The 18,531-nt window shown below is 34.5% G+C and carries 13 protein-coding genes; 2 read left to right on the top strand and 11 right to left on the bottom strand.

Features of this window, described 5'->3' with window-relative positions; genetic code table 11:
• Positions 1-50 precede the first annotated feature (50 nt).
• The 9 genes from Q1A73_RS12715 to Q1A73_RS12675 form a co-directional block, all read right to left on the bottom strand.
• Entirely contained in the window at positions 51-1,025 is a 975-nt protein-coding gene (locus Q1A73_RS12715) for a hypothetical protein (RefSeq protein ID WP_299606133.1), read from the bottom strand.
• 180 nt (positions 1,026-1,205) lie between these two features.
• Positions 1,206-1,616 carry a phage holin family protein gene (locus tag Q1A73_RS12710; protein ID WP_299606130.1) on the bottom strand — a complete coding sequence of 137 codons (411 nt, stop codon included), beginning with the start codon at positions 1,614-1,616 and terminating at the stop codon, positions 1,206-1,208.
• A complete protein-coding gene (locus Q1A73_RS12705) occupies positions 1,609-2,037 on the bottom strand; it encodes a TIGR02594 family protein (protein WP_299606127.1) in 429 nt (142 codons plus the stop codon). The genes Q1A73_RS12710 and Q1A73_RS12705 overlap by 8 nt, the downstream gene beginning before the upstream one ends.
• Positions 2,038-2,567: 530 nt before the next feature.
• Positions 2,568-5,804 carry a M14 family zinc carboxypeptidase gene (locus Q1A73_RS12700; protein ID WP_299606124.1) on the bottom strand — a complete coding sequence of 1,079 codons (3,237 nt, stop codon included), beginning with the start codon at positions 5,802-5,804 and terminating at the stop codon, positions 2,568-2,570.
• A gap of 265 nt (positions 5,805-6,069) precedes the next feature.
• The gene (locus tag Q1A73_RS12695) at positions 6,070-6,564 is read right to left on the bottom strand and encodes an SMI1/KNR4 family protein (RefSeq protein ID WP_299606121.1); all 495 of its coding nucleotides are present in this window, start codon (positions 6,562-6,564) and stop codon (positions 6,070-6,072) included.
• A gap of 1 nt (position 6,565) precedes the next feature.
• Positions 6,566-7,483, bottom strand: a complete 918-nt coding sequence (locus tag Q1A73_RS12690; protein WP_299606119.1) for a hypothetical protein — start codon at positions 7,481-7,483, stop codon at positions 6,566-6,568.
• A 12-nt stretch (positions 7,484-7,495) separates the two neighbouring features.
• The gene (locus tag Q1A73_RS12685; RefSeq protein WP_299606116.1) at positions 7,496-9,373 is read right to left on the bottom strand and encodes a hypothetical protein; all 1,878 of its coding nucleotides are present in this window, start codon (positions 9,371-9,373) and stop codon (positions 7,496-7,498) included.
• A gap of 137 nt (positions 9,374-9,510) precedes the next feature.
• A complete protein-coding gene (locus Q1A73_RS12680) occupies positions 9,511-12,939 on the bottom strand; it encodes a hypothetical protein (RefSeq protein ID WP_299606113.1) in 3,429 nt (1,142 codons plus the stop codon).
• Between the two features lie 2 nt (positions 12,940-12,941).
• Complete coding sequence (locus Q1A73_RS12675; RefSeq protein WP_299606110.1) at positions 12,942-13,097, bottom strand: hypothetical protein; 156 nt, start codon at positions 13,095-13,097, stop codon at positions 12,942-12,944.
• A gap of 289 nt (positions 13,098-13,386) precedes the next feature.
• Here Q1A73_RS12675 and Q1A73_RS12670 point away from each other — a divergent pair, with 289 nt between their 5' ends.
• Both Q1A73_RS12670 and Q1A73_RS12665 read left to right on the top strand, forming a co-directional pair.
• Entirely contained in the window at positions 13,387-14,190 is an 804-nt protein-coding gene (locus Q1A73_RS12670; RefSeq protein WP_299606108.1) for a S24 family peptidase, read from the top strand.
• A gap of 193 nt (positions 14,191-14,383) precedes the next feature.
• Positions 14,384-14,806 carry a hypothetical protein gene (locus Q1A73_RS12665; protein ID WP_299606105.1) on the top strand — a complete coding sequence of 141 codons (423 nt, stop codon included), beginning with the start codon at positions 14,384-14,386 and terminating at the stop codon, positions 14,804-14,806.
• Here Q1A73_RS12665 and Q1A73_RS12660 read toward each other — a convergent pair.
• Positions 14,803-15,750, bottom strand: coding sequence for a GSCFA domain-containing protein (locus Q1A73_RS12660; RefSeq protein WP_299606102.1), 948 nt, complete (start codon positions 15,748-15,750; stop codon positions 14,803-14,805). The two genes, Q1A73_RS12665 and Q1A73_RS12660, sit on opposite strands and share 4 nt — an antisense overlap.
• 57 nt (positions 15,751-15,807) lie before the next feature.
• Complete coding sequence (gene alaS / locus Q1A73_RS12655; RefSeq protein WP_299606099.1) at positions 15,808-18,441, bottom strand: alanine--tRNA ligase; 2,634 nt, start codon at positions 18,439-18,441, stop codon at positions 15,808-15,810.
• Positions 18,442-18,531: the final 90 nt, after the last annotated feature.

The following is an 18,531-nucleotide window of genomic DNA, read 5'->3' as shown; positions in this document are numbered from 1 at the left end:
ACATCAATCTGGTATTTTTAGAGTTATTTGAATTAATGAACTACTCAGAATTAGACCACATTATCCAATGCTATTTTCAAACTTTTAAGAGATATTTGAGCAACTATCTTTCTAGGGTTTGTTGCAGTCGTTAATTGTAAATTTCCGTTTACGATATCAATGTTTTCTATCATACGATCTTTCATTACTTCAATTTGATCCGCTTCTGTTTCTATGAAAATCAATTCAAATTTTAGAGAGACATCTTCCAAAAGTTTATTAGTAATTGGACCACTATACGATTGCATCCTATAACCCTTATAATTATTATAGGAAACAGTTTCTTTTGTGGTATCCACAATTAAAGAAAGAGGATGTTTGTTCGCTCTGATTTTAACTTTACCTTTATTTTTAAAATAGGCAAATGCTCCTGTAGAAGAAGAATACACGTTTTTTACAAAGAAAAAACTCCCTATGGATGTACCATCAGTATCAAGCAATTTATCAACTTCGATAAAATCAGTATCAAAAGTAATTTCATCTGCTTTTACGTTAGCATAAGTTCTAACATTGTGTTTCAAAACAGAATTCTTTAATGCTCTATATTCACCTTCATTTATAGATACCTTATTTTTTAATGCAACTGTAATCGCATTATTTCGAACGGGGTTCACAGAAGCGTCAGATAACACACTATCCACTGTGATATTACCACCAGTTGAAGATAATGATGCTAATTTTTGTTTTTCTTCGTTTGTAAAATCATTAGAAGATAATCCTTTACCATCCTCAACAGTTACTTTATTCGTTAGTGCCTCTAACAATCCGTTTATCTGGTCAATATCCCAAGAGTTAGAAATATTTAGTACGGTTCCATCCGTAAATTCAACTACAACAGCTTCATCATTATCTTCTATTATCTTCTTTACAAGTTTTCCCTCATTTTTATGATAAAAACCATCTATTAATTCTTCATATTGCTGTTCTGTTGGAATATCCCCAGTTTCGAAATATGATTTTAATTCTTCTTTTGTTTTTATAGACATTCTTTATGTATTTCTATTAGTTATTATTCTATTTCATTAAAAAAACCACTACACTTTTGCTAGTATCAATCCTAAAATTTATCATATAATCGTCCACGCAACTACCTGCCAGGTATTACTCATACGCAAATGCTTACCTAAGATTGTGTTATCTAAAGTGTAGTGATTCTGATCATCTCTCTATTTTTTTCCTTCTTTAGAGATGGTATTTATGGTTTCAGAAATACCTCCTGATCTTAGCATACTAACTAAAGCTTTAAAAAGGTCTATCCCATAAATTTTATTGAAGTTTTCTAAAATTGATTTTATCTCTGTAATGGCTATAAATCCAGCAATTATTTTAAGAAAAGGAACTTCATCTACGATAAAAGTTTCTAATAAGAAAGATGCTAGAATTACCAAATTATAGATAAAAAATTTAGAGATCGTATTACTTATTCGTTCGCTACTTATAGGAACTTTGTTTTTATAGGATGCATATGAACCTGTAATAAAATCCACCAGAATCAGGAAGACCATTGTCATCATCACTCCATTCACTGGAGACAGGATCGCAAGCAGCCAAAATAATATATTAATAATCTTATCCATTTTTTGTTAATTTTTTATACTCTAAAACTCGATTTTTAGGATATGCCTGAATACACACCTTATTGTTTTGATTTCCTCCCAGAACATATACAAATCCTTTTGTTTCTTTGATAAAAAAACCAACATGGCCTTTCCAACTGGTTCGGCTTTCTCTCCATAAGACTACAACATCTCCCACACCTGGAGTGTTTGTAGATTGTCCAACATTAAGCCAACTCCTAGCCGTAAGCTTACCAGAATAGGAATAACCAGATTTTTTAGCCACCCAATTAGCAAATGCACTGCACCAAGCAGTTTCATCATGCAATTGAGCGCCATCAAAGCCAAGTTCATTAAAATAGGAAATGATCTGTGGATGATCTTTGGAGCCATTAATCTCCGTAACGCCATACTGAGATAGCGCCATTTCTAAAATATTCATCTGTTTTTTGTTTTTTTAGTTTATTTGACTATCAGATGTAATTTGCCATTAACCACCTAGGTTACTACCTACATAGTAATCATGGCTTATTTCACATGTTAAAAATGATTGATTACTCCCACGTAAATAATATTGTTCAAAAAAACACTTAATTCACTCCGAAAACTGGTGATATGTTTGCCTTTTTTTTGAATCTTTTTAATTACGCAGAACTTGGTTAATTGCACTTAAAAAGAGTGAAGTTTTTAGGCTTAATTATAATACCTGCAGGAACCCAAAAACCCGTTCTTTTTTTGCACATTACACAGTAAACTGTTAATACACTCTGATCATTGAATCGTCATCAAAATCAATGATTTACAGTGCTTTGAAAAGCGTATACAAATATACGAATACATTAAGGTTTTGAGAAAAATTTCGCCCACTACCTACTGCAACTACGGGATGAAAAAAGATCAAAATTCAAAAGAAAAACTCTTTGAATTTTGACCTTCTAAAAAAGATATTTTATTGCTTATAAAACAGAAAAACTATTGTACTATAAATCTTTCTATTCTTTTATCAGACTGATCACCAACTTGTAACAAATATAGACCATTAGATAAATTACTTACATCTATTTTTCCGTTATTGAACTTTGAATTTATTAGTATTTGACCTGCGTAATTATAAACTTTTATTTCTGTATTTGAATCATTAACTCCATCAATAAAAAGAATTCCGTTCGTTACAGGATTAGGATATAACCGAAGTTTTGCATTATTATCAAAATCATCCGTATTGTTTATAGTTGTTACCACCTTTGCGCTACCAATATTTACGGTATAATCCTCTACCTCTCCATAGGTAAAGGTTTCGCAAGGAGTAGCTGTAGCATTATATTTTAAAGTCACTCTCATTCTCGTTGTTCCTGATAATGCACTAGAAGGCACCGTGAAATCATAAGATTGATTTGCATCACTTCTGGTAGATTCTGAAACAATTTTCTCCGAACTTTCAAAAGTTCCACTCTGATCATAATCTATCCATACATTCCAGTATTCTGTATATACCGTACCAGTGTAATTTAGGCTAAGAACAATAGTGTTTTGTCCATAAGCAATTGTTCCTGTTTGGTTTGTATAATCAGAGTATCCTGTTGTTGCTCCAGAAATATTATCAATTCCTCCAATACTTACGTAATCAATAAATTCATCATTTACGTTATTACCTTGACTATCGCAATAAGTAATTACAACTCCTGTCGTGGTAATAGTAAGGTCGTTACTTTCGGCTGAACTGTTACCTGCAGCATCTTTAGCAATCACAACAAATGTATATGTAGTATTTGGGGTTAATCCACTTACTGTGGTGTTTACAGAAGTTGAACTAGCAAAGAGTGTTGTTCCCTGATACACTTCGTAAACTGATACTCCAATGTCATCGGTAGATGGATTCCAAGATAAATCTACAGTTGTTCCTGTAACATTTGATGCTGTAAGGTTTGTTGGTATGGAAGGTGCTTGCGTATCTGGTGTGCTAGACATAATCGCAAAATCATCTATTGCTATGTCACTTCTGAATCCATTTCCAGTAGTCCCCTTAAACTGAAATTCAATTACAGATCCGGCATACGACGATAAATCTATCGATGCTTGATTCCATTGATTCCCTTGACTTCCGCTTCTAGACCAAAGAGATGTGTAGCTTGCTCCTTCATCTGTACTAACTAATACTTCTAACGACCCCATATTAGTACCGTTCATATGATACGCAAACTCCAAGGTAGCTCCACTTAGGTTTCCTAAATCAATACAAGGACTTTTTAACAAAGCGACTTTTCCCGGATAACCACTCCCATTCCCTGAAGCTTCGGTGAATAAATAAAAAGATCCTTCTTGAGCAGAAGACGGTCCTGTTCCACTGGATGGAGTTCCATTACTATCTCTTGTCCAATTTATATCGTCATTATTAGCATTTAACCAAACACCCAAATCGGTTTCAAAACCTTCTGTATACGGAAATGTGCTAATTCCAGCACATGCTGGAGTTGCCGTTGTTGTAAATGAGATAGCATCGCTATAAGGAGATGTAGTAGCTCCCGAACAGATGCTACGAACTTGAGCTTCATAAGTAGTTTCTGATAATAATCCACTAAGTGTAGTCGTATTTGTAGATAGATTTACTACTGTCCAATTTGTCGTTCCTATTTCCCTATATCTAAGATCAAAGGTGGCTCCAGCACTTCCTGTCCAGCTTAAACTAGCGCTACTAGACTGTACTGCAGATGCGGTTAATCCTGTTGGAGCTACCGCTCCAATTGGAGTTAGCTGCACATTTTGTATGACTGCCTGATCATCAGCGATCACCACATTTGTAATGCTTTTGGACTCATAGCATTCTGCTTCATAAAGCACGTCATATACTCCAGCTTTGATAGGTCTGTAATAATCTCCTTCTGGTAATTCGGTAGGAGTCCAGGTTTCATAATTCTCTTTTCCAACTACTGTTATTTTTGCATCAATCGCCTGATTAGTTACTGCATCGGTAACCACACCTCGAATTCCATAATTGACTTGTTTCAAAAATCCGATAAGTGCTTCTTGATTATAATTCCAAAAATTGACCAATTGATTTGCGGGAGGAGTTTTAGCATTCGAAAGTTCTACCGTTACTTCTCTTCCTTTATGAAAATAAATTTGATAATCTTGTCTTCCTCCCTGTACTTCATACCAAGCATATCCGTTTGTAATTCCATTGTTAAGAGCATCAAAGTATCCATTTGGACTATTTTGCTGGCAAAAATCTCTATATTCCTCGGAGATGTGAATAAAATAATCTTGATCTGGATGTGCTCCAGCGTAGGTGTCCCAAGGATAATTAATCAATTCAATTCCTCCGTGAAAATTTGCAGATAGCACAAAATGTTTATCGGCTGCAAAATTCATAAAATGTTGGGTTTCTATCTGATGACTATTCCCATCAGGATTTGGCCCATCATCTGGATCTGGATAGTTTCGATTCAGATCTACATTATTAGCATTCCCTCGGGTAGCATTAGCTACCGAAGTATTATTCGCACTATTTCTAAACGTTCCATCTGGATTGGCTAGTGGATTAATCCATACCTCATTATTATCTAACAATTGTTTAATTTCTGCATGTCTTGGATGCGAAGCGTCATTATAGGTATTTAGCAAAAAATCAATAAGATTAAGCATCATTGGATATCCTGCGATCTCATCACCATGCATAGAAGATGTGTACATCACTCTAGGTTCTTGTTCATTAGCCGATACGTTATCCGAAAGTTTTACAAAAAGTATTGATTTATCCCCTTCTGTAGTTGCACCAATATTTTCCACCTGACAAATAGTAGGATTATTCGTTGCAAAATCATTCATCATACTTACATAATCTGTGTACGTTGGATAGGCTGTTAATGGAAAGGTTGCAGCTTTTACGGAAAGATCCGAAGTCATGGTTTGATAACCAACAATATTATCTTCTTTACTAACTGTGAATGAGACGTTTCTTTGCAAAAACTGATCAAATTGAGATTGATTAGCCATAAGTTTTAGAATTCCAGTGCTTTCATCATAATTAACAACTGAAAGTCCCTGACTAATAGATTGAATTTGCAAAGGGTTTTTAATAGTTATATCAAATATTACTTCTCCTTTAAGGTTTATATATTCAATAGCCTGTTCTTTTGGAGTTTGCTGTGCAAACATAGGATAACTTAGGATCATACCGATCCATAAGATAAACGATAGTGTTTTCTTCATGGTTTTAAGAGTGTTTGTGTAAGTTCTGCCTTGGTTAAGAAGCAGTGTTTAATTTTAAATTGGTTTTAACAATCTTAAAGATAGGATAAAAAACATCAAAAACCCCTTCTAAACCCTAATCTTTTCCATCAAAAACACCCCAGTAAATCAATAGATTAACTATTTAAAATCGTTTTACAAGCTTGTAAAAACTATCATCTTTTAAGGGGAAATATCATAAAAAAACCGCTCAGATTGAGCGGTTTTGATATTAACAAATCGATTATTAAAGAAGTCCTTGTTCCTTTCTTTTGCGCAAAGAATCATCGATTACTTTAGCTCTTTCAACACAAGTCCTAATATAATTACTGAATTTCCCTTGTGGCCTTGGTTCAATGAGTTTATCCCCTAATTTCACATACCCTGGACGGCAGTTATAAATTATCGGATCTTCAACATTTTCATCTAAATAAATGAAACCAAATTGATTACACGCGTCAACTTGATCCGTAATCCAAATCGGCCTCTCAAAATAAGGAATATTATTTTCCTCAAATCGCTCTTCTGCTTCCTCTATCATCCAATCCCAATCTAATATATCTGCCTCAATATAAGTACGCTCTCCAGCTATAAACAAAAACTCTCTATAGCTACTTGGAAACTGAACTCCATTTAAATACTGAGTTTCCAACTTTTGTATTTGAGCTACACTAAGCCCCTTATTCGTCCAACCAGCTAATGTGGGATGATCCGCAAAACTCTTTAAATATTTAATTTCCATATTATTTAATTCTTAAATAATTTTTTAAATCTCTAGTACCCTTAATAGTATCAACAGATACAACTTTTATTGTCCCTCTATCCTTTATTAACTCTTGCAACATTAACAGCTCTCGTTTACAACTATCACAAGCAATAAAGATATTTTTTGTTGTAATCTCAAAAGTACCTTTTTTAGGCAAATGCTCTTGAATAAAATTATAAATAAAACGAACTTCTGAATCTAACCCTCTTCGCACACCTTCAAAATCTTCTACATTTCTAAGAAATTTGGAATCTGTTACAACGTCTAAAAAGTCTGTATCTATTCTATCAGGTCCTGAATGTGATAACTCCAAAGTTCTTTCAACTAATTTTCCATTATCATCAAAACGTTTGATTTCAAACTCAGCAAAATTTCGTCCTTCTAATCTACTTTTTAGTTTATTCCCTTTTTTACTTCTTCGAAGATATTTATTGAAATATTTAAAATATAAATTAAACAATTCTTTTTCACTTAAGACTTCTCTGCTCACAATATTTGTATCATCCCAAAGAGCATATAATTGTCTCTTACTCAAAGCTAAATACTTTTTCCTTAATTGAAGGTATTCAGAAACAAATTTAGAAGCTTTTCGTAGTTTGATTGTATCATCAAGGTATTTAGTAACACTCTTATTTGCCTTTTTAGCTTCTTTTTCAATTCTACTAAGCTCTTTTCTGATCTGAAATGGTTTATTTTCGATAACCAATTCGTTACCTTTCCAATTAAGAACTTTCTTTTTACCTTTTGTAAGTACACTAAAACATCCCAACACTAAACTCGTATCCTTTTTGTAGACAACCTTTAGGTGTGGATTTTGACGTAAGTTCGATTTAGAATCTCTAACATCTTGTTTTACTTCCCAACAACTGAGAAGTTTTTTAAACCATTTTCTCATTTATTAAAGGGATTATTTACCCAAAGGGCAAAGTGTTAATATTCCGTTATCAAACTTTGTTGGCGTGAATCCCATCTTTTTCAGAAGTCTTTGTTCTTCAAAACTTAATAGTTTTTTATAAGCTTCATCCAAAAATTTCCTCCCCACTTGCAAAACCTCATCCAACCATTTCCCTAAATCATCTAAAAGCTTTGGAAAATCATTCAGTTGTTTTTGTATTTCTCTGATGATAGTTAAAATGCCATCGATTGTAAATTTGATGGCCTTTTTAGAAGCTCGATATACACCTCTAATCAAGCTTTTATAAGAATCAGCAGCCAGTTTTAGGGCTGTTCCTACGGTTTTTGCACCTCCAGTAAGAATCGCAAACACCACCTCTTCGACAATAAACCCGATTAAATATCCTATTCCATACCCTAATTTATCAGAGGAAATAGATGGTGGAGACGTCAGGAATTTCACAAAAAGCCCAATCATAAACTTAAAGAACGCTTTGATATTTTTTAGCGTAAATAATTTTGCAGTAGTCTCCATAGCATTTTCGAAAAGCTCCACAAATAAGCTAAACATAGATGCTGGAGTTTTGGCAGTTTGCTCTTGTGCTTTATTGATTCCTATAACAATCTTGCAGATCAACCCTATCAGATCAAAAATACCTTTAATTACATCAACCAAACTATTGATCAGTCCTACTAAAAAAGAATTGAGAAAAATAAAATAGCTTTTGGTAAACGACAGTACCTGTGAAGCCACTTCTTTTAGAAATGATTTCCCTTCATTAATAAAGTCAAAAAGGACACTTACTTTTTCTTTTACAAAATCACGAATCAACTGAAAAGGGATTTTATCAATTCCTGTTTGCAACTGACTTTCCAAAGCATCTAACTTTTGAGTAAATCCACTTAATAACTGATCATAATCTATATTCTCATTCAGTGTTTCTAATTGTTCTATGAATTCAAAACCTGGAAGTATTGGACTATAAGTTTTATCAGGATTTCCTTCTTGATCATATGCTTTCCAGTATTTACTTCCGATCTTAAGATTATCTTCGATACCTTTGGAAACAGCATCCATTGCATCTGTTACTTTTTCTAAAGCAAAATTGGCAGGAATGTTTACTACTTCGATCCCTTTTTGAAATACATTTCGAATCAGATAAAAAACACTGTCTTTGTCTTTTACATGATCTTCTAACACTTCTTTAATTGCAGAAGAATTAACTCCGATTTCAAAGGTTTTGGTTAATTTGGCAATATCATTAAATGGTATCTCAGTGCTTTCAGTAATCTCATCACCAGAATTTACTCGTATCACCGAACCAAAGGTGTTATAAGCATCGTCTTTTTCTACAAACATGACAATCTCATTCGCACCGAATTGATCTATTTTTTGATAAGCACGTTCTAGTTTTGCTCCATCTTTGGTAATAAATAAAATCACTGATAATTCCGACCCTTGCAATTGCTCACTCAACAACGTAAGATCTGGTGCGAATTTTTTCTTGTTACCTGTTCCTTTAGCAGTAACTACCACCTCATCTAAAATCACAATTTCAGGATTGAAAACGAAGTAATTTCCTTTAAACTCAAAAATTTCTCTTTGGGCAGAAAACCCAACAATATTTCTCGTTTCTCCTGTTGATTGAAATTGGCCAAACTTTTGCAAATATTCTTTTATAAAAAGATCTGAATATTCGATTCCTGAAGGCGTAATTCTTGCGTAAGAATCGTTGTTCTCATCCAAAGTAACTTGTTTATAAATAAGAACTTCTGAGAACAATGAACTGGACTGGTCTAGTACTTCTATTTGATCATTGAAAACCGTTATATTGGGAAAGGGTTGATATTTTTTATTAAAATTCCTAACCCCATAATCGTATGCGTACATAATTACTTTCTTTTGTATTAACACTTATTTTAGGGCATACAGCATCCCTATCCCCAAGAATAGGGACACTTGTATGCGATGAATAGCAAACCATTTTTCAGGTTTTATAACTCATCATTCCTTTATAATTGTTGGGATTATGAAACCGCTGTTTCTCCAATAATATCAGTACCTACTCCTTGTGAAGTCTCATTACCTCCAATAAGATTATCGGTTTGCTGGATAGGATTGCGATCAGAGTCAAACTGTGTCCAATCGGCACAATCATTATCGCATGGTAATCCTTCTACATTGAGACCTATAGATCCTGCTTGAATTACAGTAAGCGAGGTAGGAACTCTTGTTTCCCAAGTTTCTTCAACTACACTTTCTGGGTTACGTAATTCTTCTACGATAGACACAAACTCGGGATCATCAATTGTTGGCACTTGTCCACCATTCCAGATTTGGCCTGTTGCTAAATACCAGTTAACCATTTCTTCGAATCCAGGTCTTGCGGTTACAATAACTCTAGCCATACCACTTTGCAAGAATGCCTTGAATAGTGGATCGTTATTCTCGATAATGTATCGCTTAGACCAATTATTTTTGCTTGCCCAATAAAATGGATAAAATTGATAGCTCATAATATCCCATTCGAAGGCTTGCTCGAAGAACTTTACTTTGGCAGCATACGCATCTAATCGATCACTCGTATGATCTGGACGATATTCATCTAGCTTATTCTGGTTACCCGTAAACATATTGAGTCCCATATTTTCATGACCCAATAAATATGTGATACAATTCTTGCGTAAAACGGTTTTTTCTATTTGACGATAGAAGCCTGGATTTGTCTTGAAGGTTTCTTCTTGTAATTGCTTTTGTTCTGCTAATTTCTCTTCATATTCAGCCAACTTAGCTTCATATGCCTCGATGATTTTACCAAAAGAATCCATTTGCCATTGTTGCTTAGCTTTTTCTGTTAAGACACATTTTGCAACAACATTCACGCGAATTCCACCCACATCAGAGCCAATTACAGAAACTCCTAATTCATTTTCTACACCATTTAGATATAAGGTTCTTTCCTGATCCCAATAGGCTCTTCCAGACAGGCTAAAACTTTTATCACCTACAGAAATCGTTGCATAACTTAGCTCTATTCTATTAGGCACAAACACATAACCTCCATTTACATAAGCTCTAGTAGCTTTGTACCCTTCTGGAATTCTTAGGCTAAAATCACTTGCACCAGGATAGTTGTGTGAGCTCAAATAACTGGTTCCAGTTACACTAAATGAATCAGAAACATTCATTTCTTTTGCAATACTATCGACTTCTACATTATAAATTCCTGCCCAATGCGCTAAGGTACTATCGGTAATCTTCCTAAAATCTTTAAGATTCATTGTTCCTGAAGCTGTTCTAGGATCTAATGGTTTTACTAATACCTCTGCATCGCTATCTCCTTTTAGTTTAACAGCCAGATCATGAAAAGCAGCAGGTTCAGGCACCATAAACTCATACATTAAACGCTTCCCATAATTAAGGATTCTATTATTGTAAATTTTATCAACCCAACGATATACTCCAGAAATATGCTTATCTCCTTCTCGGTTATCGAAACCATGCGAGCTATTTTCTTCGTATTCCTCAATTACCTTGGTAACTCGCTCTTCTCTCACTTTTTGAACTACGCGATCTAAGGCTCGTTCTGTCACTTCTCTTGCTTGACTTACCGCCTGAATATCAGATTCTTCTTTACTGGTATTACTTGCAAAACTTGCATTAGCACTAGCATTAAATCCGGCATTAGAATACGAAACCCCTGCTGATGCAGCAAATGATCTATCCTGCGCTAGAACTGAAGCAATCTCTTGATTCATCTCGAAACGACCTGTGGAAGTAGTTTCCGTTAATGTTTCTAATTCTTGTTCTGTAGCAACAGTCACTGTATCTTCTTGCCTTCTTAATCTTCGAGTAGATTTTTCCTTGTACTCACGGGCCATAATGTTCTCGATATGAGAAACTTCTCCTGGCACATAGCAACAAACTTCTTGTTCCACTTTGCGATAATCTGCAATTCCCAAACGCTGAATTCCAAAACCATTTGGTGCTTCCTCTTCTGGAGTACCCGTATCTCCTCCAGAAACTAGAATTAATGATCCTGTAGCACATTGAGTGGGTGTGAAATCTGGAATATTGAATTTGTATTTCGCACCATTTGAGAAGGTTATATTCCCTTTGAAATTACTAACAGGTTTATCAATTACAATTCCAGAATATAGGCTTAAAGAAATACTATTATTAAATTTTCTTTGTCTAAAAAACCCATTGGTATTTGATGTTCCATCGGCATAGTTCATATGATACAAAGTACTGGTAACATCTAAGGATGTATCTGGAACTTTAATCGTCATGATAATAGAATATCGATTACTTCCCAATTCCGACAAAGAACAGCAACTAAACGTAAATGCCTGTCCAGGATTGATTTCTGACACTGGTAATGTTGCTCCCAAAACACTTACTTGTTTGGTTCCTGATGAGGTGTTTTCAGAAATAACCTCAGCATTTTGCTTGATTTGATCATTGATCACATCTTTCACTTCTTCTAAAGAGTCTATTGCCAAATCTGAAACTAAAGTATTTATGTAACTTTTAGTTTTATCTCCCAATAATGCTAACACCTTAGGATCTTCCAACTCATTAGTGATAGAAAAATCATATTCTGGAAGTACTAGATTTTCATATTCCTGAACTACGATATTATTTCCCGATCCAGGATCTTCTATAATTTTATCAATAATCGTAGCATCCTTATACGCTTTTGAAACCAACCCATCATAATCTCTTTGGTAAATTTCTCTAGCCTTTTCATTTTCCCTTACATACACTGTTTCTGCACGTTCAACTTCTTTTAAAATCAAACTCAACTCTTCATTTTTCTCGATAGCTGTAGCAATATCCATTTCTTTCTGAAAATCCTTTGCCATCACTACCGGAGTTGGAAGAGGATCAGATCCTTCGTCATCATTATTTTCGAATAAAGATTTGTCAATGATCACCCGTGATTGTGCCATCTTTCTGTAAGCTTCATCGGTTTTTTCTAATCGTACAGATTGTTTGATAAAATAATCCGCTACAATAATAGAAAGTAACAAATCTCTTAGATATGGAGAGCCACTTGTTAGAATACTATTGTGCAAATCATCCCAAAGCGATTTTAAGGCTATAGTTGATAAGGTTTCACCAGCCACATCAGCTACTCTGTCATCTGTTTCTGCGACTGTTAATTTGGTTCTATTTGTAATTAACCATTTTGCAAATTCAGCCAAATCTGGAAATGCTTTTTTAACATCCTCTACAGTTTTAAATTTAGGAACATATATAGAAGCAACTGCAGTTAATTCGTTTCGAGAAACATCCGCACTCTCATCTGTGATCAAAGCGGAAGCCACAGCAACATCTGTTTGAGCCTCTGGATAACTGATAAATCCAATTCTCTTTTCTTCATCTCCAATTAGCTCTGCAGAGCGCATTGTAACAAATCGATACAGTGTATTCTTAATGTTTTGACTCATATTTAGTCTTTTAAAATATTATAAATTGTTTTTTCGGAAATGAAGAGCTGTTCTATCAGCTCTTCAACGATGACTTTCATTTGTTTTTCTGAATTGTTTTGTACATAATTATGAACAAACTGTTTACGCTTTTCTAATAACAGTTTACTTCGTTGCATAGGTCTCTTATTTTAAAATTAGACACAAAAACATCACCCTATTCAAACAAAAGTTTGAACAGTTACCCGTCTAAAGTGATTTTAGCACGACGTCTTATACTATTTCACCTGAAAATGTTGCAATAGAATTAATACAAATGTTTGATTATGAATTCTTTTTCGTATTTTAGCAACTAATTACAGTACAAATATACAACATTTTACAGAAATTTACAACAAAATACAGAAAAATTCCGTAAAATGTTTAATTTTATTTTCATCATATGTTTTTAACAAAAAGAATGGGAAAATGGTAGAAATTGACACGAAAATAAGGGAGATAATAGATTTTTTTGGATTAAATAATCATTCTTTTGCCAAACGCATAGGAGTCACCAGCACAACAATAGATAGCATTACCACAGGAAGACTGCAATCTGACGGCTCTAGAAAACGAACCAAACCCGGGTACGATTTATTAGAACGTATGATTGAAGAATTTTCTATAGATCCTGAGTATCTTTTTGGTAAAAGCAATCAAATATTAAAACAAAAACAACAAGAAATTTCAACATATGGTGGAATTCCGCAAGTTGTTGCTGTAAATCAAGAAGGAGACGAAAATGTAGTTTACGTACCCATAAAAGCACGTGCTGGTTATTTAGATGGATATGGAGATACTGAATTTATAGAAACACTTCCTTCTTTTAATATGCCTCATCTTACCAATGGAACCTTTAGATGTTTTGAAGTACAAGGAAATTCCATGGTGCGTACTTTTTTTGATGGAGATTTGGTTTTTGGGAAGTATGTGGAAGATTTACAGGATATAAAAGACGGAAGGATCTACGTAATTGTAAGTAAGAATGACGGTATTGTGTTAAAACGAGTAATCAATCGCATTGAAGAAAGAGGTAAGCTTATTCTAAAATCTGACAATAAAAACGGAAACTATCCTACCTACACAATAAATTCTGAGGAAATTATGGAAGCTTGGTATGTTACCATGTTCGCTTCCAAACAAATGCCTGAACCTGTAGATGTTTATGACAGGCTTCATGATTTAGAAACTAAAATTGTTTTATTAGAAGAGGAATTAAGGAGAAGTCATTAGATAAAGATCGGGCGCAACCACCGTAGTCATCACCCGATCTCACGTAAAAAAACCTCACAATAAAGACTTTTATACTTATATCTATCCTTCCTTTTGTCTTTCAATAAATCAAAAAGTTAACATTTTATAGTGTATATTTATGGAATATTTTTTGATGCTATTTTTCTTCAAAACCCTACTAACCTTTTGAAATATGAAAAATTTTAATCTTTTATTCTGCATCGTTTGCTTTGTTTGTATTCAAATACTACCTGCGCAATCGCTACAAAATCCGTCATTGACAAAGAAAAAGAACGTTCAGAAAACTTTAATTATAGATTCTATTCCCGTTTCTGTGTATAAGAACTATCAATTAACAGGAATCAGTAAGAATAATGTAGACTATCGACTTTTTTTTGGTGCCTCAAGAATTTCTGATTACCCAGTTTTTGGAATCTCAAGATCTCGTCCATTTGTTGCGGTTACGAGCAATGCTTTTACTCATGAATTCTTATTTGACCCATTTACATCTTATTCTGTAGATCGAAGAAATTGGGACAATCCTTACAATACCACTTCTCTTGGTGCAGGAATATTGGCAGGAAGTCTACAAGTATTATCTGGTTTCCTAAATTAGAACTTAATAAAAGAATATTGCTGCTGGATTTGTAGTTTTTTTTGTTCTAATTTCTGAAGAAACTGATGATGTTGGTCGCTATCGGGATTAAAAGGTCGATGTGCTATCCCGTTTTGTATTTCATTTACCTTATCCATAGTCGGCAGGGCATTTTCATCAATCCAGGTTTGCTTAAAACGTTCCCAGATATAATCAATAGCTAGTGAACTAGGATGAATCATATCTTCTTTATAAAATCGATAATCCCTAAGTTCATCCATCATAATCTCATAGGAAGGAAAATAAGTACTATTCTGATCAACGCTAATAATCTGATGTATTGCAGCGATAAGATGCGACTTGCTACGATTATTTTCTACAAAACCGTCTTTACTATGTCTAACAGGAGATACTGTGAAAATTATCTGAACATCTGGATTAAAACTTCTGATCAAACCAACACTATTCTGCAAACATTGCACTACTTCGGCAACGGACAATATTTCTTTAGAAAACTCTTTTTGAGGAATTTTATGACAATTTGCTACAATCATGTCTAACGCTTGCAGTCGATATACCCAGGCTGTTCCTAGAGTTATACAAATATGCGTAGCAGACAGCATATCATTATACGTATGATCCAACCCTTGATTTAGTGTATTCAACACTGTTTTTTGATCTGGGTGACTCAATTTAGAATGCGCATCAAAGCAATGCCATCGTTCGTTATGAAAAAATAAATCCGTTTCGGTATACTTTTCCTGCTGAGTAGCCATCCACAAAAATGTCTCAATAGCTTTAGGATGAAAAAGTATACCGAAAGGGTTTACTAAAGACTTATATTTAAAGTACGAGAACTTCTCTCCAATATTTTCAGCAAAACACGATCCTAGTAACACTAGATTAGAATCATAGTTGATCTTAGGTTGCTGAGGTTTTAAGGGTATGTTGGTTTGTAAGTTCATATATGTTATATCTCGAAGAGACGCAAATAAGGTTTCACTCTACATCTTAACGAGCTATCAGTTTAAATATTCTTTTACTTTTTCTAAGGCTTCTTCGATACCTGCTGGATTTTTACCACCTGCTGTTGCAAAAAACGGTTGACCACCGCCACCACCTTGGATATATTTTCCAAGTTCGCGAACCACCTGACCAGCATTAAGCCCTTTCTCTTCAACCAAGTTTTTAGAGATATAACAAGACAATAATGCTTTGCCATTATTATCCGCTCCAAAAAGCATAAATGCATTTGATACTTCTCCTCCTAATTCAAAGGATAGATCTTTAATTCCTGCTGGATCTAGATCTACTTTTTTACTTAAAAACTGAATTCCATTTACTTCTTCAAATTCAGCTTTAAGATCTCCTTTTAGGTTTTTGGCTTTATCTTTAAGAAGCGCTTCTATTTGTTTTTTAAGACTTGCATTCTCCTCTTGCAAAGCAGTAATTGCTTTTACAGGATCTTTTGCATTTTTCAATACTGCTTTTACTTCCGAAAAAGCTTCCGATTGATTTGTGAAGTAATCTTTAGCAGCATCACTCGTGATCGCCTCTATTCTTCGAATTCCCGCTGCGACAGCACTTTCAGAAGTAATTTTAAAATGCCAAATATCACTAGTGTTTTGCACGTGAATTCCTCCACATAATTCCATAGACTCTCCAAAACGAATTGCTCTTACTGAATCCCCATATTTCTCTCCGAATAATGCTATTGCACCTTCTGCAATTGCTTGATCATAAGATATACTTCGTTTTTCTTCTAATGGCAATCCTTCTCTAATTCTAGCATTCACAAAATCTTCTACTTGCTGTAACTCATCTGCAGATACTTTAGAAAAATGAGAGAAATCAAATCTCAAATTCCCACTATGTACCATCGAACCTTTCTGAGCTACATGAGTTCCCAAAACAGTGCGCAATGCCTGATGTAATAAGTGTGTTGCCGTATGATTAGAAGCGGTTCTGGTGCGTTGTTTTGTATCTACTACTGCCTTGTAAGTTTCTCCTAAATGCTTCGGCAAACTTTTAGCAAAATGGATAATCAAATTGTTCTCTTTTTTAGTATCAACAATATATACCACATCTCCATTAGCAACTTCTAAATATCCTTTATCACCTACTTGACCTCCACCTTCTGGATAGAATGGAGTTTGATCTAGTACTAATTGATACAGTTCTCCATCTTTCTTACTATTTACTTTACGATAACGAGAGATTTTAGCATCTCCCGTAGTATGATCGTATCCGATAAATTCTTCTTCAGCATCTGGCAATAAGATTTCCCAGTCTCCTGCTTTTACTTCGGAAGCTGCTCTGGAACGGTCTTTTTGTTTTTGTAACTCTACTTCAAAACTCGCTTCATCATATTCATATCCTTGTTCACTTAAAATAAGTGCCGTTAAATCTTTTGGAAAACCATAGGTATCATACAACTCAAATGCTTTTTCTCCCGAAACTACTTTTCCTTTGGTATTCTTGATCACATTATCCAACAACACCAATCCTTGGTCCAAGGTTCTTAGAAAAGAATTTTCTTCTTCCTTAATTACATTGACAATTAAGTTTTTCTGAGATTTCAATTCTGGAAAAGCATCACTCATCTGATTGCTAAGCGTATCTACCAATTTATAGATAAAAGGTTCTTTGGTATTCAAAAACGTGAAACCGTATCGGATAGCTCTTCTTAGAATTCTACGAATCACATATCCAGCACCTGTATTACTTGGTAACTGTCCATCTGCAATCGAAAAAGATACTGCCCTAAGGTGATCTGCAATTACCCGTATAGCAACACTTACCTTACCACTATCCTCAGTTGGGATACTATCTTTATCATACGTACTATTCGTAATCGTTTCTATTTCTCGAATTAACGGAGTAAATACATCTGTATCATAATTCGACTTTACTCCTTGCAACGCCATACACAAACGCTCAAATCCCATTCCTGTATCCACATGCTGTGCTGGTAATTTTTCTAAAGAACCATCAGCTTTACGATTAAACTGCATAAAAACCAGATTCCAAATCTCTACTACTAATGGATCATCCTGATTCACTAAATCACGTCCAGGAATTTTCGCCTTCTCTTCTTCAGATCTTAGATCTACATGAATCTCCGAACACGGTCCACAAGGCCCTTGGTCTCCCATCTCCCAGAAATTATCTTTCTTATTCCCCATAATGATACGATCTTCTGGAACTATTTTTGTCCACAAATCGTACGCTTCTTGATCCATTTCCAGATTTTCATCTTTTGCTCCTTCAAAAACTGACACATACAAGATATCTTGATCGATACCGAAAACATCAGTTAGCAGTTCCCATGCCCATTCGATCGCTTCCTTTTTAAAGTAATCACCGAAACTCCAGTTCCCTAACATTTCAAACATAGTATGGTGATACGTATCCATCCCCACTTCTTCCAAATCGTTATGCTTACCGCTTACTCGCAAACATTTTTGGGTATCTGCAATTCTATTATTCTTTGGTATCCCGTTTCCTAAAAAGAATTCTTTAAACTGGTTCATCCCGGCATTGGTAAACATCAGTGTAGGATCGTCTTTGATCACCATGGGTGCAGAAGGCACTATGCTATGTTTTTTGGATTCAAAAAACGCTAAAAATTGGTTTCTGATGTCTTGGGATTTCATTTTTCTTCTATTTTATTTCTTATCAGTTAGTTATCGATAGTTCTGACTTCCCTACGCCATCGATAATTGTCAGTTTTTTCTGGACTTTGC

The organism is uncultured Aquimarina sp. (genome assembly GCF_947492115.1).
GTDB lineage: Bacteria > Bacteroidota > Bacteroidia > Flavobacteriales > Flavobacteriaceae > Aquimarina.
The sequence above is the reverse complement of the archived record's forward strand: the minus strand, read 5'-3'. Positions and strand labels throughout refer to the sequence as shown.

Bases quoted from the DNA above. Each gene is read 5' to 3' on its own strand.
- Q1A73_RS12715 (WP_299606133.1), bottom strand. From the start codon at position 1,025: ATGTCTATAAAAACAAAAGAAGAATTAAAATCATATTTCGAAACTGGG.
- Q1A73_RS12690 (WP_299606119.1), bottom strand. From the start codon at position 7,483: ATGAGAAAATGGTTTAAAAAACTTCTCAGTTGTTGGGAAGTAAAACAA.
- Q1A73_RS12695 (WP_299606121.1), bottom strand. From the start codon at position 6,564: ATGGAAATTAAATATTTAAAGAGTTTTGCGGATCATCCCACATTAGCT.
- Q1A73_RS12685 (WP_299606116.1), bottom strand. From the start codon at position 9,373: ATGTACGCATACGATTATGGGGTTAGGAATTTTAATAAAAAATATCAA.
- Q1A73_RS12705 (WP_299606127.1), bottom strand. From the start codon at position 2,037: ATGAATATTTTAGAAATGGCGCTATCTCAGTATGGCGTTACGGAGATT.
- Q1A73_RS12665 (WP_299606105.1), top strand. From the start codon at position 14,384: ATGAAAAATTTTAATCTTTTATTCTGCATCGTTTGCTTTGTTTGTATT.
- Q1A73_RS12710 (WP_299606130.1), bottom strand. From the start codon at position 1,616: ATGGATAAGATTATTAATATATTATTTTGGCTGCTTGCGATCCTGTCT.
- Q1A73_RS12700 (WP_299606124.1), bottom strand. From the start codon at position 5,804: ATGAAGAAAACACTATCGTTTATCTTATGGATCGGTATGATCCTAAGT.
- Q1A73_RS12670 (WP_299606108.1), top strand. From the start codon at position 13,387: ATGGTAGAAATTGACACGAAAATAAGGGAGATAATAGATTTTTTTGGA.
- Q1A73_RS12660 (WP_299606102.1), bottom strand. From the start codon at position 15,750: ATGAACTTACAAACCAACATACCCTTAAAACCTCAGCAACCTAAGATC.
- alaS (WP_299606099.1), bottom strand. From the start codon at position 18,441: ATGAAATCCCAAGACATCAGAAACCAATTTTTAGCGTTTTTTGAATCC.
- Q1A73_RS12675 (WP_299606110.1), bottom strand. From the start codon at position 13,097: ATGCAACGAAGTAAACTGTTATTAGAAAAGCGTAAACAGTTTGTTCAT.
- Q1A73_RS12680 (WP_299606113.1), bottom strand. From the start codon at position 12,939: ATGAGTCAAAACATTAAGAATACACTGTATCGATTTGTTACAATGCGC.